At 74.1% G+C, this 15,556-nt stretch carries 16 protein-coding genes; 11 read left to right on the plus strand and 5 right to left on the minus strand.

Annotated features, from left to right (window positions below; genetic code table 11):
- Positions 1 to 411: 411 nt before the first annotated feature.
- A complete protein-coding gene (locus Prum_RS45965; protein ID WP_173085621.1) occupies positions 412 to 1,647 on the plus strand; it encodes an HNH endonuclease signature motif containing protein in 1,236 nt (411 codons plus the stop codon).
- A gap of 267 nt (positions 1,648 to 1,914) precedes the next feature.
- On the opposite strand, the gene Prum_RS45970 is transcribed toward Prum_RS45965, so the two are convergent.
- Positions 1,915 to 2,787 (minus strand): alpha/beta fold hydrolase, encoded by an 873-nt coding sequence (locus Prum_RS45970; protein WP_173085622.1) that lies wholly within the window; start codon positions 2,785 to 2,787, stop codon positions 1,915 to 1,917.
- Between the two features lie 69 nt (positions 2,788 to 2,856).
- Positions 2,857 to 3,450 (minus strand): TetR/AcrR family transcriptional regulator, encoded by a 594-nt coding sequence (locus Prum_RS45975; RefSeq protein WP_173085623.1) that lies wholly within the window; start codon positions 3,448 to 3,450, stop codon positions 2,857 to 2,859.
- 66 nt (positions 3,451 to 3,516) lie between these two features.
- Here Prum_RS45975 and Prum_RS45980 point away from each other — a divergent pair, with 66 nt between their 5' ends.
- From Prum_RS45980 to Prum_RS46015, 8 genes are all read left to right on the plus strand, one after another.
- The gene (locus tag Prum_RS45980; protein ID WP_173085624.1) at positions 3,517 to 5,187 is read left to right on the plus strand and encodes an FAD-binding dehydrogenase; all 1,671 of its coding nucleotides are present in this window, start codon (positions 3,517 to 3,519) and stop codon (positions 5,185 to 5,187) included.
- A 99-nt stretch (positions 5,188 to 5,286) separates the two neighbouring features.
- Entirely contained in the window at positions 5,287 to 6,060 is a 774-nt protein-coding gene (locus Prum_RS45985; RefSeq protein WP_173085625.1) for a DUF1932 domain-containing protein, read from the plus strand.
- A gap of 35 nt (positions 6,061 to 6,095) precedes the next feature.
- Positions 6,096 to 6,812: a PIG-L deacetylase family protein gene (locus tag Prum_RS45990; protein WP_173085627.1), complete on the plus strand. Its 717-nt coding sequence runs from the start codon at positions 6,096 to 6,098 to the stop codon at positions 6,810 to 6,812.
- Positions 6,809 to 7,426, plus strand: coding sequence for an RraA family protein (locus Prum_RS45995; protein WP_173085629.1), 618 nt, complete (start codon positions 6,809 to 6,811; stop codon positions 7,424 to 7,426). The genes Prum_RS45990 and Prum_RS45995 overlap by 4 nt, the downstream gene beginning before the upstream one ends.
- A 54-nt stretch (positions 7,427 to 7,480) precedes the next feature.
- A complete protein-coding gene (locus Prum_RS50410; RefSeq protein ID WP_218577905.1) occupies positions 7,481 to 8,167 on the plus strand; it encodes a response regulator transcription factor in 687 nt (228 codons plus the stop codon).
- 94 nt (positions 8,168 to 8,261) lie between these two features.
- On the plus strand, positions 8,262 to 9,053 hold the full coding sequence (locus tag Prum_RS46005; protein WP_246278778.1) for a patatin-like phospholipase family protein: 792 nt from the start codon (positions 8,262 to 8,264) through the stop codon (positions 9,051 to 9,053).
- Positions 9,054 to 9,131: 78 nt separating this feature from the next.
- Positions 9,132 to 9,947, plus strand: a complete 816-nt coding sequence (locus Prum_RS46010) for a class I SAM-dependent methyltransferase (RefSeq protein ID WP_173085631.1) — start codon at positions 9,132 to 9,134, stop codon at positions 9,945 to 9,947.
- Between the two features lie 205 nt (positions 9,948 to 10,152).
- Positions 10,153 to 11,766 (plus strand): AfsR/SARP family transcriptional regulator, encoded by a 1,614-nt coding sequence (locus Prum_RS46015; protein ID WP_173085633.1) that lies wholly within the window; start codon positions 10,153 to 10,155, stop codon positions 11,764 to 11,766.
- Positions 11,767 to 11,783: 17 nt separating this feature from the next.
- On the opposite strand, the gene Prum_RS46020 is transcribed toward Prum_RS46015, so the two are convergent.
- The 3 genes from Prum_RS46020 to Prum_RS46030 all read right to left on the minus strand — a co-directional run bounded on the left by Prum_RS46020 (position 11,784) and on the right by Prum_RS46030 (position 13,895).
- Positions 11,784 to 11,972: a hypothetical protein gene (locus Prum_RS46020; protein ID WP_173084853.1), complete on the minus strand. Its 189-nt coding sequence runs from the start codon at positions 11,970 to 11,972 to the stop codon at positions 11,784 to 11,786.
- Between the two features lie 82 nt (positions 11,973 to 12,054).
- A complete protein-coding gene (locus Prum_RS46025; RefSeq protein WP_173085635.1) occupies positions 12,055 to 12,711 on the minus strand; it encodes a response regulator transcription factor in 657 nt (218 codons plus the stop codon).
- Positions 12,711 to 13,895 carry a sensor histidine kinase gene (locus Prum_RS46030; protein WP_173085637.1) on the minus strand — a complete coding sequence of 395 codons (1,185 nt, stop codon included), beginning with the start codon at positions 13,893 to 13,895 and terminating at the stop codon, positions 12,711 to 12,713. Before Prum_RS46030 ends, Prum_RS46025 begins: the two co-directional genes overlap by 1 nt.
- Before the next feature lie 121 nt (positions 13,896 to 14,016).
- On the opposite strand from Prum_RS46030, the gene Prum_RS50415 reads away from it, so the two are divergent.
- Positions 14,017 to 14,340, plus strand: coding sequence for a hypothetical protein (locus tag Prum_RS50415; RefSeq protein WP_218577906.1), 324 nt, complete (start codon positions 14,017 to 14,019; stop codon positions 14,338 to 14,340).
- Positions 14,337 to 15,554 carry an alpha/beta hydrolase gene (locus Prum_RS46035; protein ID WP_218577907.1) on the plus strand — a complete coding sequence of 406 codons (1,218 nt, stop codon included), beginning with the start codon at positions 14,337 to 14,339 and terminating at the stop codon, positions 15,552 to 15,554. Before Prum_RS50415 ends, Prum_RS46035 begins: the two co-directional genes overlap by 4 nt.
- The last annotated feature ends 2 nt before the right edge of the window (positions 15,555 to 15,556 follow it).

Genomic DNA, 15,556 nt, shown 5'->3' on the forward strand with positions numbered 1-15,556 from the left:
TCGACTGCTGCCGTTGGCGCCGCCTGTCCAACCCACGGCCGTTTGCCCTTGATCCGCGCGGGAGTCCTTGATCGACGACGGTGGGGACATCGCGGTCGGCCCCGAGCCCGCACCGGACCCGCTGGGCTGGATCCGCGCCCGCTATCGGTGATCGCCACGCCCCAGTAGGGACCCTCTTGAGAACGCGGAGCCGCGGGTGAACCCCGGCCACGGATGCGGGTCGCCGCACATGGGTCACCCGCAGCGAGTTCTGTCCGATGTGGACCTCAAGAGCTCCGGATGGCCGGGAGCGGCCCCGTGTCAGAAAGTTCGCCGACCCGCCGGCGACACGCGCGAGCTACTCCCTGATCAACAAATTGGCCGCTCGACAGGGCGGCGATCTTCGGACGCCTGTACGAGAATTGAGGAGTGATGCCGGACGTGTTGACGCAGCTCAAGGCCACGGCCGACGCGAGCGTCCACACACCAACCTGGTCGCTACGCGACGACGAACTCGTCGAATCCTTGGACGCCGTCCACGCCATCACCCAGGCCGTCGTGGCGTTGCAGTCGCGGCTGGTTCGGGAGATCGACAGCCGGGGTCTCGCGGTTGCGCAGCACGCCTCCAGCACGAAAGCATGGCTGCGCGAGCATTTGCGGATCAGTCCGCACGCGGCCAAGCGGATGCTGGAGCTGGCCCAGGCGTTGGACGCGCGGCCGGTGTTGGCCAAGGCGGTCGCCGACGGTCTGGTGAACACCGAGCAGGCGCAGGTGATCGCGGCCGCGCTACAGCGTCTTCCCGCCGACGTGGTGGGCAAGGCGGAGAAGGCCATGATTGGTCGGGCCGCCGAGTTCGAGCCGAACACGCTGCGCCGTTACGGCGAGGGCATCCTCGCGTATGTGGCGCCGGAGCTTGCCGAGGCTGCCGACGCGGAGGCGTTGGAGCGGATGGAGGCCAGGGCGCGGCAGACGCGGGCGTTCCATCTGACCCGGCACGGTGACGGACGGGTGCGGCTGACGGGCTGGCTGGACGAGGACGGCGCGGCGACGGTGAACGCAGCGTTGGATCCGTTGTGCGCTCCGCGTCATGACGTGGATGTGCGCACCCCGGCCCAACGTCGCGCTGATGCGTTGGTCGAGATCTGCGACCTGGCGATGCGGACCGAGGACCTGCCGGAGAACGGTGGGGAGCGGCCGCACGTGGTGGTCACGGTGTCGTTGGACGTGCTGCGCCTGGCCCTTGGCGTAGGCACCCTGGACACCGGTGAGCGGCTCAGTCCGGAGCAGGTGCGCCGGCTGGCCTGCGACGCCAAAATCATCCCCGCCATCCTGGGTGGCGATGGGCAGATCCTCGACCTGGGCCGCACCCGACGGTTGATCAGCGGACCGTTGCGGCGGGCGCTGGAGTTGCGGGACAAGGGCTGCGCGTTCCCCGGCTGCGACCGGCCACCGCGCTGGTGTCACGGGCACCACGTCCGGTCGTGGGCCGACGGCGGGCCTACCACGTTGGACAACAGCGTCATGCTCTGCGGCTACCACCATAGGCTGATCCACCGTGGACATTGGACGGTCCGGATCGCGGCGGACGGGATGCCCGAGTTCATCCCACCCGCCTATGTGGACCTGGAGCGCCGACCGCGGCGGAACACCTACCACCAACGCGAATGAGGGACCAGGCAGGTCGCTCGCTCGCACCCGTCCTCCGGGGCGACAACCACACCATGGCGCCCGAGCTGCTCCTCATCGGCGCGGCGGCCGCTCAGGGCGCCTACGAGCTCGACACGATCGTCGCCGTGGGCGACCGCGACCGGGGAGTTGTTCCCCGTGCGGCCGGTGCCGCCAGGTCCTGCTCGACTACTTCGCCGCCCTCAAGGTCATCGTCGGTGACGGCGACCGCGTCCGAACGGTCCACATCACCGACTTGCTGCCCGAAAGCTACGTCTGGGCCGACCACCAGCTCGACGCCGAGTAAGCCGAGTAAATCGAGCGGAGCCAGTCGAGGGCGGCCACGCCGGAGCCGAGGATCGAGATGTGGCCGTCGTCCGGGCGCAGCCACAGCTCCGCCGAGCGCCAGTGCCGTACCAGCCAGTCGGCGTGCGCCCGCGGCGCGACCCGGTCCTCGGCGCCGTGCACGAACAGGATCGGCGCGGTTGCCCGCTCGCGGTCGTACCCGACCGGCGCGACATAGGCCAGCTCGTCGTCCAGCATGCCGTCGGGGCCGCCCGCGAGGGCCTTCCCGGCGATGGCGCCGAGCCAGGACCAGTCGCCGTCGAGCGCGGCGTGATCCGCGGGCGTGAACTCCTCCGGATCCCACTCGGTGGCCGCCAGGTGGGCCACGAGCGCCGCCCGGCCCTCGGCCGCCGCGCGCAGCAGCGCCACGCACGCCGGGGCCATGCCGGCGTACCAGTCGAGCTCGCCGGCGTCGTACGGTGCCATGGCGGAGACGCACACCGCGGCGAGGACCCGGTCGGGCAGCAGGGCGGCGCAGGCCAGGGCGTGGGTGGCGCCGCCGGAGTGCCCCATCACCGCGAACCGGTCGATGCCCAGGGCGTCCGCGACCGCGGCGACGTCGGCGGCGGCCGCGGCGACGTTGCGGCCGGGGCGGGGCGTGGAACGGCCGTACCCGGGGCGGTCGTATGACACGAAGCGGAGGCCGCGCTCGGCGGCGGCGGGCAGCAGGGGCGCCGGCGGCTCGCCGGTGTTCGGCGTGCCGTGCAGCCAGACGACGGGCAGTTCGCCGTCCGTGGCCGTGTCGTGGACGTGCAGCCGGCGTCCGCCCGCCAGATCGAGATCGCTCTCCGTCGTCATCGGGCCAATCCTAGAAGCCGGCCAACGCCAGAAGTCGGGCCGACCCGAGGGCTAGGGCGTGTCTGGCCGTCAGCGGCTGAGCAGGGCGGCCAGCAGTTGGGCGAGCCAGGCGCGGGCGGCGGGTACGTCGCCGTCGAGGAGGAGTTGGACGGTGACGCCGTCGTAGGCGGCGACGACCGCGCGGGCCGCGGCCGGGATGTCGCCGATGGCGGGCGGCAGGGCGAGGCGGTCGTGGATGGCGTCGAGGCGGCGTTCGATCGCGGCGCGCAACTGGTCGCGGTGCGCGGCCAGCCGCTCAGCGGTCGCCGGGTAGCGGGCCGCGTGGAGCAGGAAGTCGTTCTTGATCAACAGCCAGTCGCGGTCCAGGAGCAGGGTGGCGGTGGCGCGTTCGATGACCACGGTCAAGGAATCGACGGACAGATCGTCGGCGGCGAGGGCCTCCGCGACCTGGCCGGCGATCAGGGCGGCGCGCTCGTCGTACAGGGCGAAGAAGAGCTCGTCGAGGCTGCCGAAGTTGGAGTAGAACGCCCCGCGCGTGTAGCCGGCGGCCTGGCAGACGTCTTCGACGCTGACGTGGCCGAAGCCCTTGTCGGCGAACACCCGGAACGCCGCGTCGAGCAGCCGGGCGCGGGTCTCGGCGCGCCGCTTCGTGACCCGGACCATGACGGAAAGCCTATCCGATACACAGATGTATCCGAGACGCAGATGTATCCGATACAGTTCTGTATCGTGGATGCGGATGTCATCGTCGTCGGCGCCGGCCTGGCAGGGCTGGTCGCCGCCCATGAGCTCACCAGCACCGGCCGTACGGTCGCCCTGGTCGACCAGGAGAACGCGGCCAACCTCGGCGGGCAGGCGTACTGGTCGTTCGGCGGCCTCTTCCTGGTCGACACGCCGGAGCAGCGCCGTCTGCGGGTCCGCGACTCGCTGGAGCTGGCCTGGAACGACTGGCAGGGCAGCGCCCAGTTCGACCGCCTGCACGACGAGGACGCCTGGGCGATCAAGTGGGCCCGCGCGTACGTCGAGTTCGCGGCCGGCGAGAAACGCGAATGGTTGCTCGCCCACGGCGTCCGGTTCCTGCCCACCGTCGGCTGGGCCGAGCGCGGCGACCTGCGCGCCAACGGCCACGGCAACTCCGTGCCGCGCTTCCACGTCGCCTGGGGTACGGGCACCGGCGTGGTCGAGCCGTTCGTCCGCTCCGCCCAGCGGGCCGCGGAGGCGGGCCTGCTCCGCTTCTACCACCGCCACCGGGTCGACGAGCTGGTCCTGACCGGCGGCGCGGCAACCGGCGTACGCGGCGCGGTGCTCGCCGCCGACGACGCGCCGCGCGGCGTCACGTCCAGCCGGGAGGCGGCCGGCGCGTTCGAGCTGTCCGCGCAGGCGGTCATCGTCACCACCGGTGGCATCGGCGCCAACCACGACATGGTCCGCAGCTTCTGGCCGGACCGCCTCGGCCGGCCGCCGGCCCACATGGTGACCGGCGTGCCCGCGTACGTCGACGGGCGGATGCTCGACATCGCGGCCGGCGCCGGCGTACGGCTGGTCAACCGGGACCGCATGTGGCACTACACCGAGGGCGTCCAGAACTGGAACCCGATCTGGCCCGGACACGGCATCCGCATCCTGCCCGGCCCCTCCTCGCTGTGGCTCGACGCCCTCGGCCGCCGCCTGCCGGCGCCATGCCTTCCCGGGTACGACACGCTCGGCACTCTGCGGCACCTGCGTACCGCGCCGGACCTCGCCGGGCACGACCACTCCTGGTTCATCCTCACCCAGAAGATCATCGAGAAGGAGTTCGCGCTGTCCGGGTCGGAGCAGAACCCGGACATCACCAGCAAGGACCGGCGTGCCTTCCTGCGCGAACGCGTCCTCGGCAAGGGCGCGCCCGGCCCGGTCGAGGCGTTCAAGCGGCACGGCGCGGACTTCGTCGTCGCGGACACCCTCGACGAGCTGGTGGCCCGGATGAACCAGCTCACCGACGAGCCGCTGCTGGACACCGCCGCGATCCGCGCCCAGATCGAGGCGCGCGACCTGCAGGTCGCCAACCCGTTCAGCAAGGACGCCCAGATCCAGGGCATCCGTAACGCCCGCCGGTACATCGGCGACCGGCTCGGCCGTACCGTCGCGCCGCACCGCCTGCTCGACCCGGCCGCCGGCCCGCTGATCGGCGTGAAGCTGCACGTGCTGACCCGCAAGACGCTCGGCGGCATCCAGACCGACCTGGACTCCCGCGCGCTCGGCGCGGACGGGCAGCCGATCCCCGGCCTCTACGCCGCGGGCGAGGTCGCCGGCTTCGGCGGTGGCGGCGCGCACGGCTACAACGCCCTGGAGGGCACCTTCCTCGGCGGTTGCCTCTTCTCCGGCCGTACCGCCGGCCGCGCCGCCACCCGCGCCCTTTGACGGCTGGGCCACGGCCGGGCCCAGCCACACCACACGGTTGACTTTGCCGACAAGATTGTCAACACTTTTGCCACCCATCTGTTGACAAGGGGAGCAACCGTGGCGGTGATCGCGATCTTAGGACTGGGCGAGGCCGGCCGGATCTACGCCCGCGACCTGCGGGCCGCCGGGTGCACCGTGCGGGGCTTCGACCCGTACGCGCGCCTCGACATCGAAGACGCCCCTGGCGTCGACCAGGTGCCGACCGCGCCAGACGCGATGGCCGGGGCGGACCTGGTCATCAGCCTGGTCGGCGCCCGCGCCGCCGAGGCGGTCGCCCGCGCGGCACTGCCGCACTGCCCGAGGCACGCCGTGTACGCCGACCTCAACACCGGTTCGCCGGCGTTGAAACGGACCGTGGCGGCGACGGCGGCCGCGCGGGGCGTCGCGTTCGCCGACGTCGCGGTCCTGGCACCGGTCCCCCGCCGGGGTGCCGGCACGCCGCTCATCGCCAGCGGCACCGGCGCCGGCGCCTTCGCCGACCTGGTCCGGCCCGTGGGCGTACCGGTGGAGACCATCCCCGGCGGGGCCGGCGCGGCGGCGTCCCGCAAGCTGCTGCGCAGCGTCTTCATGAAGGGCCTGGCGGCGGTGCTGCTGGAGTGCGAGGCCGCCGCCGTCGCCGCGGGGCAGGAGCCGTGGCTGCGCGGCCAGATCGTCGGCGAGCTGTCCGGCGACGCGGGCGCGCTGATCGACCGGCTGGTCGAGGGCAGCAGGACGCACGCCGCACGCCGGGTCCACGAGATCGACGACGCCGCGGCGTACCTGGACGAACTCGGCCAACCCGCCTGGGTCACGCGCGCCGCCCGCGCCTGGCTCGCCTCTCTCCTCGATTGACCCGCCCCACTCACGACCGGAAGGCACACCGCGACATGACCGTACGCAAGATGTTGGTGGTGGGCGCGCACAGCGCCGACTTCGTCTGGCGCGCCGCGGGCGCGATCGCCAAGCACACCGCGGCCGGCGGCGAAGCCCGGGTGGTGACACTGTCCTACGGCGAACGCGGCGAGTCCGGCGAACTGTGGAAGGAGCCCGGCCAGACGGTGGAGAACGTCAAGCGGATCCGGCACGCCGAGGCCACCGCGGCGGCGCAGGCGGTGGGGGCCAGCTTCACGTGCTTCGACCTCGGCGACTACCCGCTGCACGCCTCGCACCAGGACGTGGACCGGCTCGCCGAGCTGATGCGCGAGTTCGCCCCGCACGTCGTGCTCACCCACCCGCCGAGCGACCCGTTCAACCCGGACCACCCGGTGGCGTACCAGGTGGTCTCGCAGGCCCGGTTGCTCACCTCCGGCGCCGTCGTGGAGGCCGGGTTCCGCACCGCGCCGCCGTCGGAGTTCCTGGTGTTCGAGCCGCACCAGCCCGACCTGTGCGGCTTCGTCCCGTCGGTGTTCGTCGACATCACCGCGGTGTTCGAGGCGAAGGCCGCGGCCATGGCCGCGATGAGCGCGCAGGCGTACCTGCGGCAGTACTACACCGAACGCGCCGGGCACCGCGCCAACCACGCCCGCAAGGTCACCGGCGACAAGGCGATCCGGCACGCCGAGGCGTTCCAGCGGATCGTCCCGAACGTGGTGGGCGCGCTATGAGCCTCGGCGAGCTCGCCCGCCTCGGCGTGGCCACCGTGTACGAGGCGTCCGGCCGGCAGGGCCTGGTCGACGAGGACTTCATCCGGCTGATCCCGGGCAGCGCGGTGGCCGGCCCGGCCCGGATCGCCCGGTGCGGCCCGGCGGACAACCGCACCGTCCACGAGGTCGCGGCCCGCACCCGGCCCGGCGACGTCGTGGTGCTCACCATGGACAACCCGGTGCCGGTGGCGCTGATCGGCGACCTGCTGGCCACCCAGCTCCGGGCCCAGGGCGCCGCCGGGGTGCTGGTCAACGGCGCGGTCCGGGACGCGGACACGCTGCGGGAGCTGGGCCTGCCGGTGTGGACCCGGTGGGTCCGGGTGCGCGGCGCCGGCAAGACGCACCGCGGCACGGTGGACCGGCCCGCCATCGTGGGCGGCACCGGGATCCGGCCCGGCGACGTCGTGGTCATGGATGGCGACGGCGTGGTCGTCGTCGCCGCGGACCGGGTCGACGCGGTGCTGGCCGCCAGCCGGGCGCGGGCGGCGAAGGAGGCGACGGCCCGCGAGCGGTACCTGGCCGGCGGCCTCTCCTACGACCTGCACGGATTCCGCGCCGAGGACGAAGGTGGGTGAACGCAAGTCCCGCACCGCGCGTAAGTACGGGTACGGCGCGAGGAGGCACCTGCGATGAAGACGGACACGACGGTGGTCGAGCACGACCAGGTGTGCCTGGTGTCGACGGCCGAGGAGGCGGCGGCGCTCCCGTCGCTGTCGATCGCGCTGGTCAGCCACGACGGCGCGCAGCCACCGAGCCTGACCCCGCTGCGCCCGCGGGTGACCGGCAACCTGTCCGCCGTACGCGCCACCGACGACGTGGTCGTCTGCTACAGCGAGCGACCAGCCGCCGACGTCATGCACCTGTACCGGACGCTCGGCCGGGACATGCCGGCCGTGCTCGTCGCGGCGCGCGAGTTCGACGCGCAGGACGTGGTCGCCGCGTTCGACCACGGCGCGACCAGCTACCTGGTGCTCAGCCAGACGCCGGAGGTCTGCCTGGTCGGGGCCGCGATCACCACCGCCCGGGGCGAGAGCTGCCTGAGCCCGGTCGCGGCGACCGCCCTGCTGCGGCACGTGTTGCGGGCGCCGTTCGCCGCGTCGACCGAGCCGCTTTCCTCGGGCGACCTCACGCCCCGCGAGCGGCAAATCATGGAGCTGCTGGTCACCGGCCACACCGTCCTGGAGATAGCCGAGCACTTCACGCTGACCAGCAAGACGGTCCGCAACAACCTCAGCACCATCTACGCCAAGCTCCAGGTCCGCCGCCAGTCCGAGGCGATCCTGATGTGGCTCGGCTACCAACCCCAGTCAGCCTGACCTCCCGGCCACGTGACCGGCGGGTACGCTGCGGGCGAGGTGAGGCTCGCATGGCTGACAGGGCACTGGTTCTTGGCGGGGCGGCGTCACCGGGGTGGCGTGGGAGCTGGGTGTCCTGACCGGTCTCGCCGACGCCGGCGTCGACCTGGTGGCCGCCGACCTGTTCGTGGGCACGTCCGCCGGCTCGGTCGTCGCCGCGCAGGTCACCTCCGGGGTGCCCCTCGCGGAGCTGTACGACCTCCAGCTGGCCCCACCGCGGTCGGAGGTCGCGGCGCGGATCGGCGTGCGGACCCTCGCCGGCTGGGGGCTGGCGATGCTGCGTACCCGTGATGGGCGCTCCTTCCGGCGCCGTGTCGGCCGGGCGGCGCTGGCCGCGCGCACGATGCCCGAGGCCGAACGGCGGGCCGTCATCGCTAGCCGGCTGCGCGCGGACGCCTGGCCGGCGGCCCGGCTGCTGGTGACCGCGGTCGACACCGCGACCGGCGAGTTCGAGGTCTTCGACCGGGACGCGGGCGTCGACCTGCTCGACGCGGTCGGGGCGAGCTGCGCCGTGCCCGGGGTGTGGCCGCCGGTCACCATCGACGGCCGGCGGTTCATGGACGGCGGCATGCGGTCGCCGACCAACGCGGACCTGGCCCGGGGCGCGCGGCGGATCGTCGTCATCGCGCCGACCAGCACCGGCGGTGGCGCGTTCGGCCGCCTGTCCGACGAGGTGGCCGCCCTGCGCCGGACCGGCCAGGTGGTCGTCGTCCGGCCGGATCGGGCCGCCCGCCGGGCGATCGGCCGCAACGTGCTGGACCCGGCCCGCCGGGCACCGGCGGCACGGGCCGGGCGCGCCCAAGCGGCCGCCGTCGCCGCGGCCGTCGCCGAGATCTGGAACAGCTGACGGCTCTCACACGCGCTGTCACACGGTTGGGCGGTTTCCTTGCCTTCGAGCCGCCGCCGGCGGCGTGAGGGGACAGTTATGACGAGCACGGCGATCGACTTCGAGTCGATCAAAAATAAGCAGCGGGCGGGCTGGGAGACCGGCGACTACCCGCGGGTCGGCAACACCCTGCAGATCATCGCCGAGCTGCTGGTGGAGGCCGCGGACGTACGGGCCGGCCAGCGGGTGCTGGACGTAGCCAGCGGGCAGGGCAACGCGGCGCTGGCGGCCGCCCGCCGGTTCGCCGAGGCGACCGGCGTGGACTACGCCACGAACCTGCTCGCGCAGGGGCGGGACCGGGCCGCCGCCGAGTACCTGCCGGTGACGTTCACCGAGGGTGACGCGGAGCAGCTGCCGTTCCCGGACGCGTCGTTCGACCTGGTGCTGAGCACGGTGGGCGTGATGTTCGCCCCGGACCAGCAACGGGCCGCGGACGAGCTGGTCCGGGTCACCGCCCCGGGCGGCAAGATCGCGCTGGCGAGCTGGACGCCGGCCGGCATGGTGGGCCACCTGTTCAAGACCGTCGGCACCTGGGCGCCGCCGCCGGCCGGCGTACGGCCACCGACCTTGTGGGGGACGCCGGAACGCCTGACCGAGCTCTTCGGCGACCGGGTCGACTGGGTCAGCCTCACCAAGCGCGAGTACGTCTTCCGGTACCACTCACCCGCCCACTTCTCCCAGTGGTTCCGGGAGTTCTACGGGCCGATCACCAAGCTGTCCGGCACCCTGTCCGGCGCCGACACCGAGCGCTTCGCCGACGACCTGGCCGACGTCGCCCGGCAGTTCAACCGGGCCGACGACGGCACCGTCGCCGCACCCTCGGAGTACCTCGAAGCGATCGGGGTACGGCGCTAGTCATGAAACTGGCGCGGCATGACCACATGGTGACGATCCGGCTGCTCGGGCCGCCCACCATCGAGCGGGACGGCGAGCCGGTCCGCCCGCCTCGGGGCGCAAGGCGTGGGCGCTGCTGGCGTACCTGCTGCTGGCGGAACGGGCGCCGAGCCGCAAGCACCTGGCGGAGCTGTTCTTCGCCGAGGCCGACGACCCGCTGGGCGCGGTGCGGTGGACGCTCGCCGAGCTGCGCCGGGCCCTGACGCTGCCCGGCGCGTTCCAGGGTGACCCGGTGGCGGCGGCGCTCGGCGCCGGCGTGGTCGTCGACGCGCTGTGGGCGACCGGCGCGGACGCCATCGCCGGGCCGGCCGGCGAGGCGGGCGGCGAGCTGCTGGAGGGGGTGCAGCTGCCGTCCTGCCTGGAGTTCGAGTCGTGGCTGCTGGTGGCGCGGCACCGGGTGTCCGCGGCGGTCGAGGCCCGACTGCGGCAGGAGGCGGTCACGCTGCTCGCGGCCGGAGACGCGGACCAGGCGATCGGGTACGCCTCCCGCGCCGTCGCCCACAACCCGCTCGACGAGGGCAACCACGAGCTGCTGGTGCGCTGCCTCGCGGTCAGCGGCGACCAGGCGGCGGCGCTGCGGCAGGTCGAGGTCTGCGCCGACCTGCTGCGCCGGGAGCTGGGCATGGACCCGTCCCCCGCGCTGCGGGAGGCGGCCACCGCCGGCCCCGGCTCGGCGATGGCGTCCCCGCTGGGCGGCCGGGCGGCGGCCGTCAGCCAGCTCGACGCGGGCCGCGCCGCGATCGCCGCCGGCGCCGTGGACGCCGGCATGCAATGCCTGCGGCGGGCGGTCACCGAGGCGGCGCACTGCCGCGACGACGCGCTGCGGGCCCGGGCGCTGGCCACCCTGGGCGGCGCGCTGGTGCACGCCGTCCGGGGCCGCGACAACGAGGGCGCGGTGGTGCTGGAGGAGGCGATCCAGCTGGCCGGGCGGGCCGGTGACCGGGCCACGGCGGTCACCGCCCACCGCGAGCTCGGCTTCGTCGAGGTGCAGGCCGGCCGGCGCCGCACCGCCGACGCCTGGCTGGCCAAGGCGCAGGCGATCGCCGAGACCGACGCGGAGCTGGCCGCCATCTTCGGCGTACGCGGCATGAACGCCTCCGACGCCGGCGACTACCCGGCGGCGTTCGGGCATCTGGGTGAGTCGGTCGAGCGGGCCGCCGCCTGCGGCGACCACCGGCAGCGGGCGTGGTCGCTGTCGCTGCTGGCCCGCGCGTACCTGCTGCGCGGCGAGCGCGGCGAGGCCGCCCGCGCCGTGGGCGCCTCGCTGGAGCTGGTGCACGAGCAGCGGTGGCTGGCGTTCCTGCCGTGGCCGCAGTCGCTGCGCGCCGAGCTCGACCTGGACGCCGGCGACGTGGACGGCGCCGCCGACGGGCTGGCGCACGCCTGGGCGCTGGCCTGCCAGCTCGGCGACCCGTGCTGGGAGGGCATGGCCGCCCGCGGCCTCGGCCGGCTGCACGCCGCCCGCGCCGACGCGCCCGGCGCCACGCAGTGGCTCGGCGAGGCGTCCCGGCGGTGCAGCCGGGTGCCCGACCGGTACCAGTGGGTGCACGGGTACGTCCTGGACGCCGCGATCGGCGCCGCCCTGGACCAGGACCAGCCGGACCGGGCCCGGCCGCTGCTCGACGCGCTGGCCGCCCTGGCCGCCCGCTGCGACATGCGCGAACTGGTCGTCCGCGCCCACCTGCACCGGGCCCGCCTCGGCGACCCGACGGCCCGCGCCTCGGCCCGCCTGCTCGCCGCCGGCGTCGACAACCCCGCCCTCCACGACCTCCTGACCTAGGGGTCGGGGTGGTTGGGTTACAGCAGGGACGGGGCTCGGTCGGGGACCTGGACGTCGTCGCCGTGGGCGCACACGCAGACGCCCAGCTCGGCGACCAGCCTCGCGCGGATCGGGGTGTACTCGTTCTTGTGCAGGGCGGGCAGCGGGCGCCCGCACTGGTCGCAAAGGCGGACACCGAGGTCGGTACCGGCACGGATGTCAGTCATCGTGGCCTCCTCGTGGGGTATCCGTCCACGATTACCCTCCGCACGTCGACCGTGCCAGTCCGTGGAACACAGGTGAGGCAGCTCACCCACCGCCGGGGGATCCCAGATACCGCAGGACCGCGAGCACCCGACGGTGGTCGGCCGGCGAGGGTGGCAGCAGGAGCTTGGCGAAGATGCTCGTGACGTACTTCTCCACCGAGGCGTAGCTGAGGTGGAGGCTGCCGGCGATCGCCGTGTTGGAGCGGCCCTCGGCCATCAGGGCGAGCACGTGCCGTTCCCGTTCGGTCAGCGTCGCCAGGCCGACGGTGCGGCGGCTGGCGCCGATGACCTGGCTGACCACGTCGGGGTCGAGGACGATCTCGCCGCTCGCGACGCGGTGCACCGCCGCGACGAAGTCGGACACGTCGGCGACCCGGTCCTTGAGGAGGTAGCCGACGCCCGCGGCCGGTCCGGCGAGCAGCTGGGTCGCGTAGTGCGTCTCGACATACTGGGACAGGACCAGGATCGCGACGGCCGGGTGGTCACGCCGGATCGCCAGCGCGGCGCGCAGCCCTTCGTCGGTGTACGTCGGGGGCATCCGCACGTCGATCACGGCGACGTCGGGTGGCTCGGCGGCGACGGCCGCCAGGAGGGAGTCGGCGTCGCTGACGGCGGCGACGACCTGGTGGCCGCGCCGCTGGAGCAGGTGGGTCAGCCCGTCGCGGAGCAGCGCGGAGTCCTCGGCGACGACGACGCGCATCAGGCGTGCACCGGAACGTCGACGCTGACCGTGGTGGGGCCGCCGCCGGGGCTGGTCAGGGTGAGGGTGCCGTCGACGGTGCCGATCCGTTCGGTGAGGCCGGACAGGCCCGGTCCGGGGCGGGCGCCGCCGATCCCGTCGTCGCGGACGGTGAGCCGCAGCCAGCCCGGCCTGGGTACGGCCAGCACGAGGGTGACCTGCCGCGCACGGCTGTGCTTGGCCGCGTTGGCGAGCAGTTCGGCCGCGCTGAAGTACAGGATGACCTCGATCGCCGGTGACGGGCGTTCGGCCAGGGCGACCCGCGCGTGGACCGGGACCGCGCTGCGGGCGGCCAGCGACTCGATGGCCGGCTGGATGCCGCTGTCGAGGACCGGTGGATAGACCCCGCGGGCCAGGTCGCGCAGCTCGACGATGGCCCGCTTGGCGCCGGCGTGCGCGGTGTCCAGCAGGGCGAGGGCGGCCGGGGCGTCGCCGTCCGCGAGCTCCTCCCGCGCCAGGCCCAGGTGCATGGCGAGCGCGACGAGCTGGGCCTGGGCGCCGTCGTGCAGGTCGCGTTCGATGCGGCGCAGCCGGGCGGTGGCGTCGTCGACGGCGGCGGTGCGGCTGCGCCGCAGGCGGCTGGCTCGGGTCGGCCCGAGCAGCGAGCGCAACAGCCAACCGTCGAGCGCGGTCACGGCGGCGGTGGCCCGCGGCGCCGCGGCGAGCAGGCCGACGCCGACCAGCGCGAGGATCAGCAGCCGCGGCCAGGTGTCGAGCCCGAGGCCGCCGAGGGAGAACAGGTCGGCCGGGCGCCAGATCGGCGCGGTCACGAAGACCAGTCCGTACCCCCAGAACAGCAGGATCGTGGCCAGCCCCAGCAGGCCGTGCGGCAGCTTCAGCAACAGATACAGCGCAGCCCGCCACGCGTCGGCGTCGGTGAGGCGGGCACGGACCCAGCCGATCAGGCCGGGCCGGAGTACGGGCGGCGATGGCGGCGGCGTGACGTGGACATCGAGCAGCCGCCCGGCGAGGCGGACATGCACCCGGCCGAGGCGGCGCGCGCCGGCCAGCCCGGTGGCGAGCACCGGCAGGCCGACCAGCGTGACCAGCAGCACGCCGGCGGCGGCGATGACCACGTACAGGTAGCCGAAGCCCAGCACGCCCAGCGGCGCGCCGAGCACCAGGTGGAGCAGCCGTCCCCGCACCGGTCCAGCGTGCCGCACGCCAGCCGGGTGGCGGTACCGGGATATCCCGAAAGGACATCCCGAACCCGAGTCTCGGGTCGACCGGCTACCGGCGCGACCGTCCACTCGCGACCGTACTGCCATGACCGAATCACGCTATGCCGTCGCCGCCGTGGTCGCTCTGGCCACGTTCGTCACGGCGGGAGTCCACATCGCACACGCCGAGGTACGACCGGAGCGGATCGCCTGGCACGAGTGCCGGACCGGCCCGGAGGACGAGTACGGGGCGCAGCTGGACGCGGCCGGCGTCCGGTGCGGCGAGGTCACCGTGCCGCTGGACTACACGAGGCCGGCCGGGCGCACGATCACGGTGGCGGTCGCCCGGCGTACGGCGACCGATCCGGTGCGCCGGGTCGGGACGCTGGTGGTCAACACCGGCGGGCCTGGCGAGTCGCTGTCCGGGTGACCTGGCTGGTGCAAGGCATGCCGCCCTGGGTGCCGGGCGGCGCGCCCCAGGTCGCCGCCCGCTTCGACCTGGTGGCGATCGACCCGCGTTTCCACGGGCGCAGCACCCCGCTGGAGTGCGGCTGGCCGACCGCGACCGCCCAGAGCGCCGCCTGGGTGGGGCCGGATCGGCGCAGCTTCGAGGTGAGCGTGGCCCGCAACCGGGACCTGGCGAGCCGGTGCGCCGGGCAGGCGGCGCTCCTGCCGTACGCGTCGACCCGGAACGTGGCCCGCGACCTGGACGCGGTCCGCGCGGCCCTCGGCGAGCCGGCGGTGTCCTTTGTGGGCTGGTCGTGGGGCAGCTATCTGGGCGCGGTCTACGCGCAGCTGTTTCCCGGTCGGGTGGACCGGTTGGTGCTCGACAGCGCGGTGAACCCGGACACCTACGGTCCGGATGCCAGCGGCGCGGACTGGCCGGCGCAGATGGCGGAGCAGCGCAACTGGGCGCGCTGGGCGGCCGGGCACGACGACCGGTACCACCTGGGCGGCACCACGGCGCAGGCGCTGGCGTCCCTGGACGTCATCCGCCGGGCCGCCGACCGCGGCCGGACCCTGCGGGTCGGCCGGCACCGCCTCGACCCCAACGCGATCCGCCGGATCGTCCTCGGCACCGACACCGAGCAGATGTACGCCCAGTGGGGCCACCTGATGCGGCTGTTCTACGACGCGGCCCGCGGCGTGCCGGTGACGCCCACGGCGGAGCAGGACGCGATGTTCGACTGGGTCTCCTCGACCGAGGTGGCCGCCGGGGCGAGCGCGTTCGCCGCGAGCCTGTGCGCCGACCGGGCGGCCCGGTCCCGCGACCCCGAGGTCTACTACCGCGACATCCAGGCCCACCGGGCCGCCGAGCCGATGTACGGGCCGGCCAACCGCAACGTGACCTCGTGCACGTTCTGGCCCACCGAGCCCGCCGAGCCGCCCACAACGATCGGCACCACGGTGCCCGCGCTGATCGTCGGCGCGACCGGCGACCCGACCACCCCGTACGCCGGCCAGCTCGTGATGCGCCGGGCGATGGCCGGTGCCCGCCTGGTGACGCTGCGCGGCGCGTACCGGCATGGGGTGTATCTGTTCGACGGCGACGCCTGCGTCGACGGCGCGGTGAACCGCTACCTGCTCGACGGCGCCCTGCCACCGGCGGACATCACCTGCGCTCGGACCAGCCCGAAGCCCTGACC

This window comes from Phytohabitans rumicis, assembly GCF_011764445.1.
Classification (GTDB): domain Bacteria; phylum Actinomycetota; class Actinomycetes; order Mycobacteriales; family Micromonosporaceae; genus Phytohabitans; species Phytohabitans rumicis.

Excerpts from the sequence above, each read along its gene's own strand:
- Prum_RS45965 (WP_173085621.1), top strand. The coding sequence starts at position 412 with ATGCCGGACGTGTTGACGCAGCTCAAGGCCACGGCCGACGCGAGCGTC.
- Prum_RS45970 (WP_173085622.1), bottom strand. The coding sequence starts at position 2,787 with ATGACGACGGAGAGCGATCTCGATCTGGCGGGCGGACGCCGGCTGCAC.
- Prum_RS45975 (WP_173085623.1), bottom strand. The coding sequence starts at position 3,450 with ATGGTCCGGGTCACGAAGCGGCGCGCCGAGACCCGCGCCCGGCTGCTC.
- Prum_RS45990 (WP_173085627.1), top strand. The coding sequence starts at position 6,096 with ATGACCGTACGCAAGATGTTGGTGGTGGGCGCGCACAGCGCCGACTTC.
- Prum_RS45995 (WP_173085629.1), top strand. The coding sequence starts at position 6,809 with ATGAGCCTCGGCGAGCTCGCCCGCCTCGGCGTGGCCACCGTGTACGAG.
- Prum_RS50410 (WP_218577905.1), top strand. The coding sequence starts at position 7,481 with ATGAAGACGGACACGACGGTGGTCGAGCACGACCAGGTGTGCCTGGTG.
- Prum_RS46010 (WP_173085631.1), top strand. The coding sequence starts at position 9,132 with ATGACGAGCACGGCGATCGACTTCGAGTCGATCAAAAATAAGCAGCGG.
- Prum_RS46020 (WP_173084853.1), bottom strand. The coding sequence starts at position 11,972 with ATGACTGACATCCGTGCCGGTACCGACCTCGGTGTCCGCCTTTGCGAC.
- Prum_RS46025 (WP_173085635.1), bottom strand. The coding sequence starts at position 12,711 with ATGCGCGTCGTCGTCGCCGAGGACTCCGCGCTGCTCCGCGACGGGCTG.
- Prum_RS50415 (WP_218577906.1), top strand. The coding sequence starts at position 14,017 with ATGACCGAATCACGCTATGCCGTCGCCGCCGTGGTCGCTCTGGCCACG.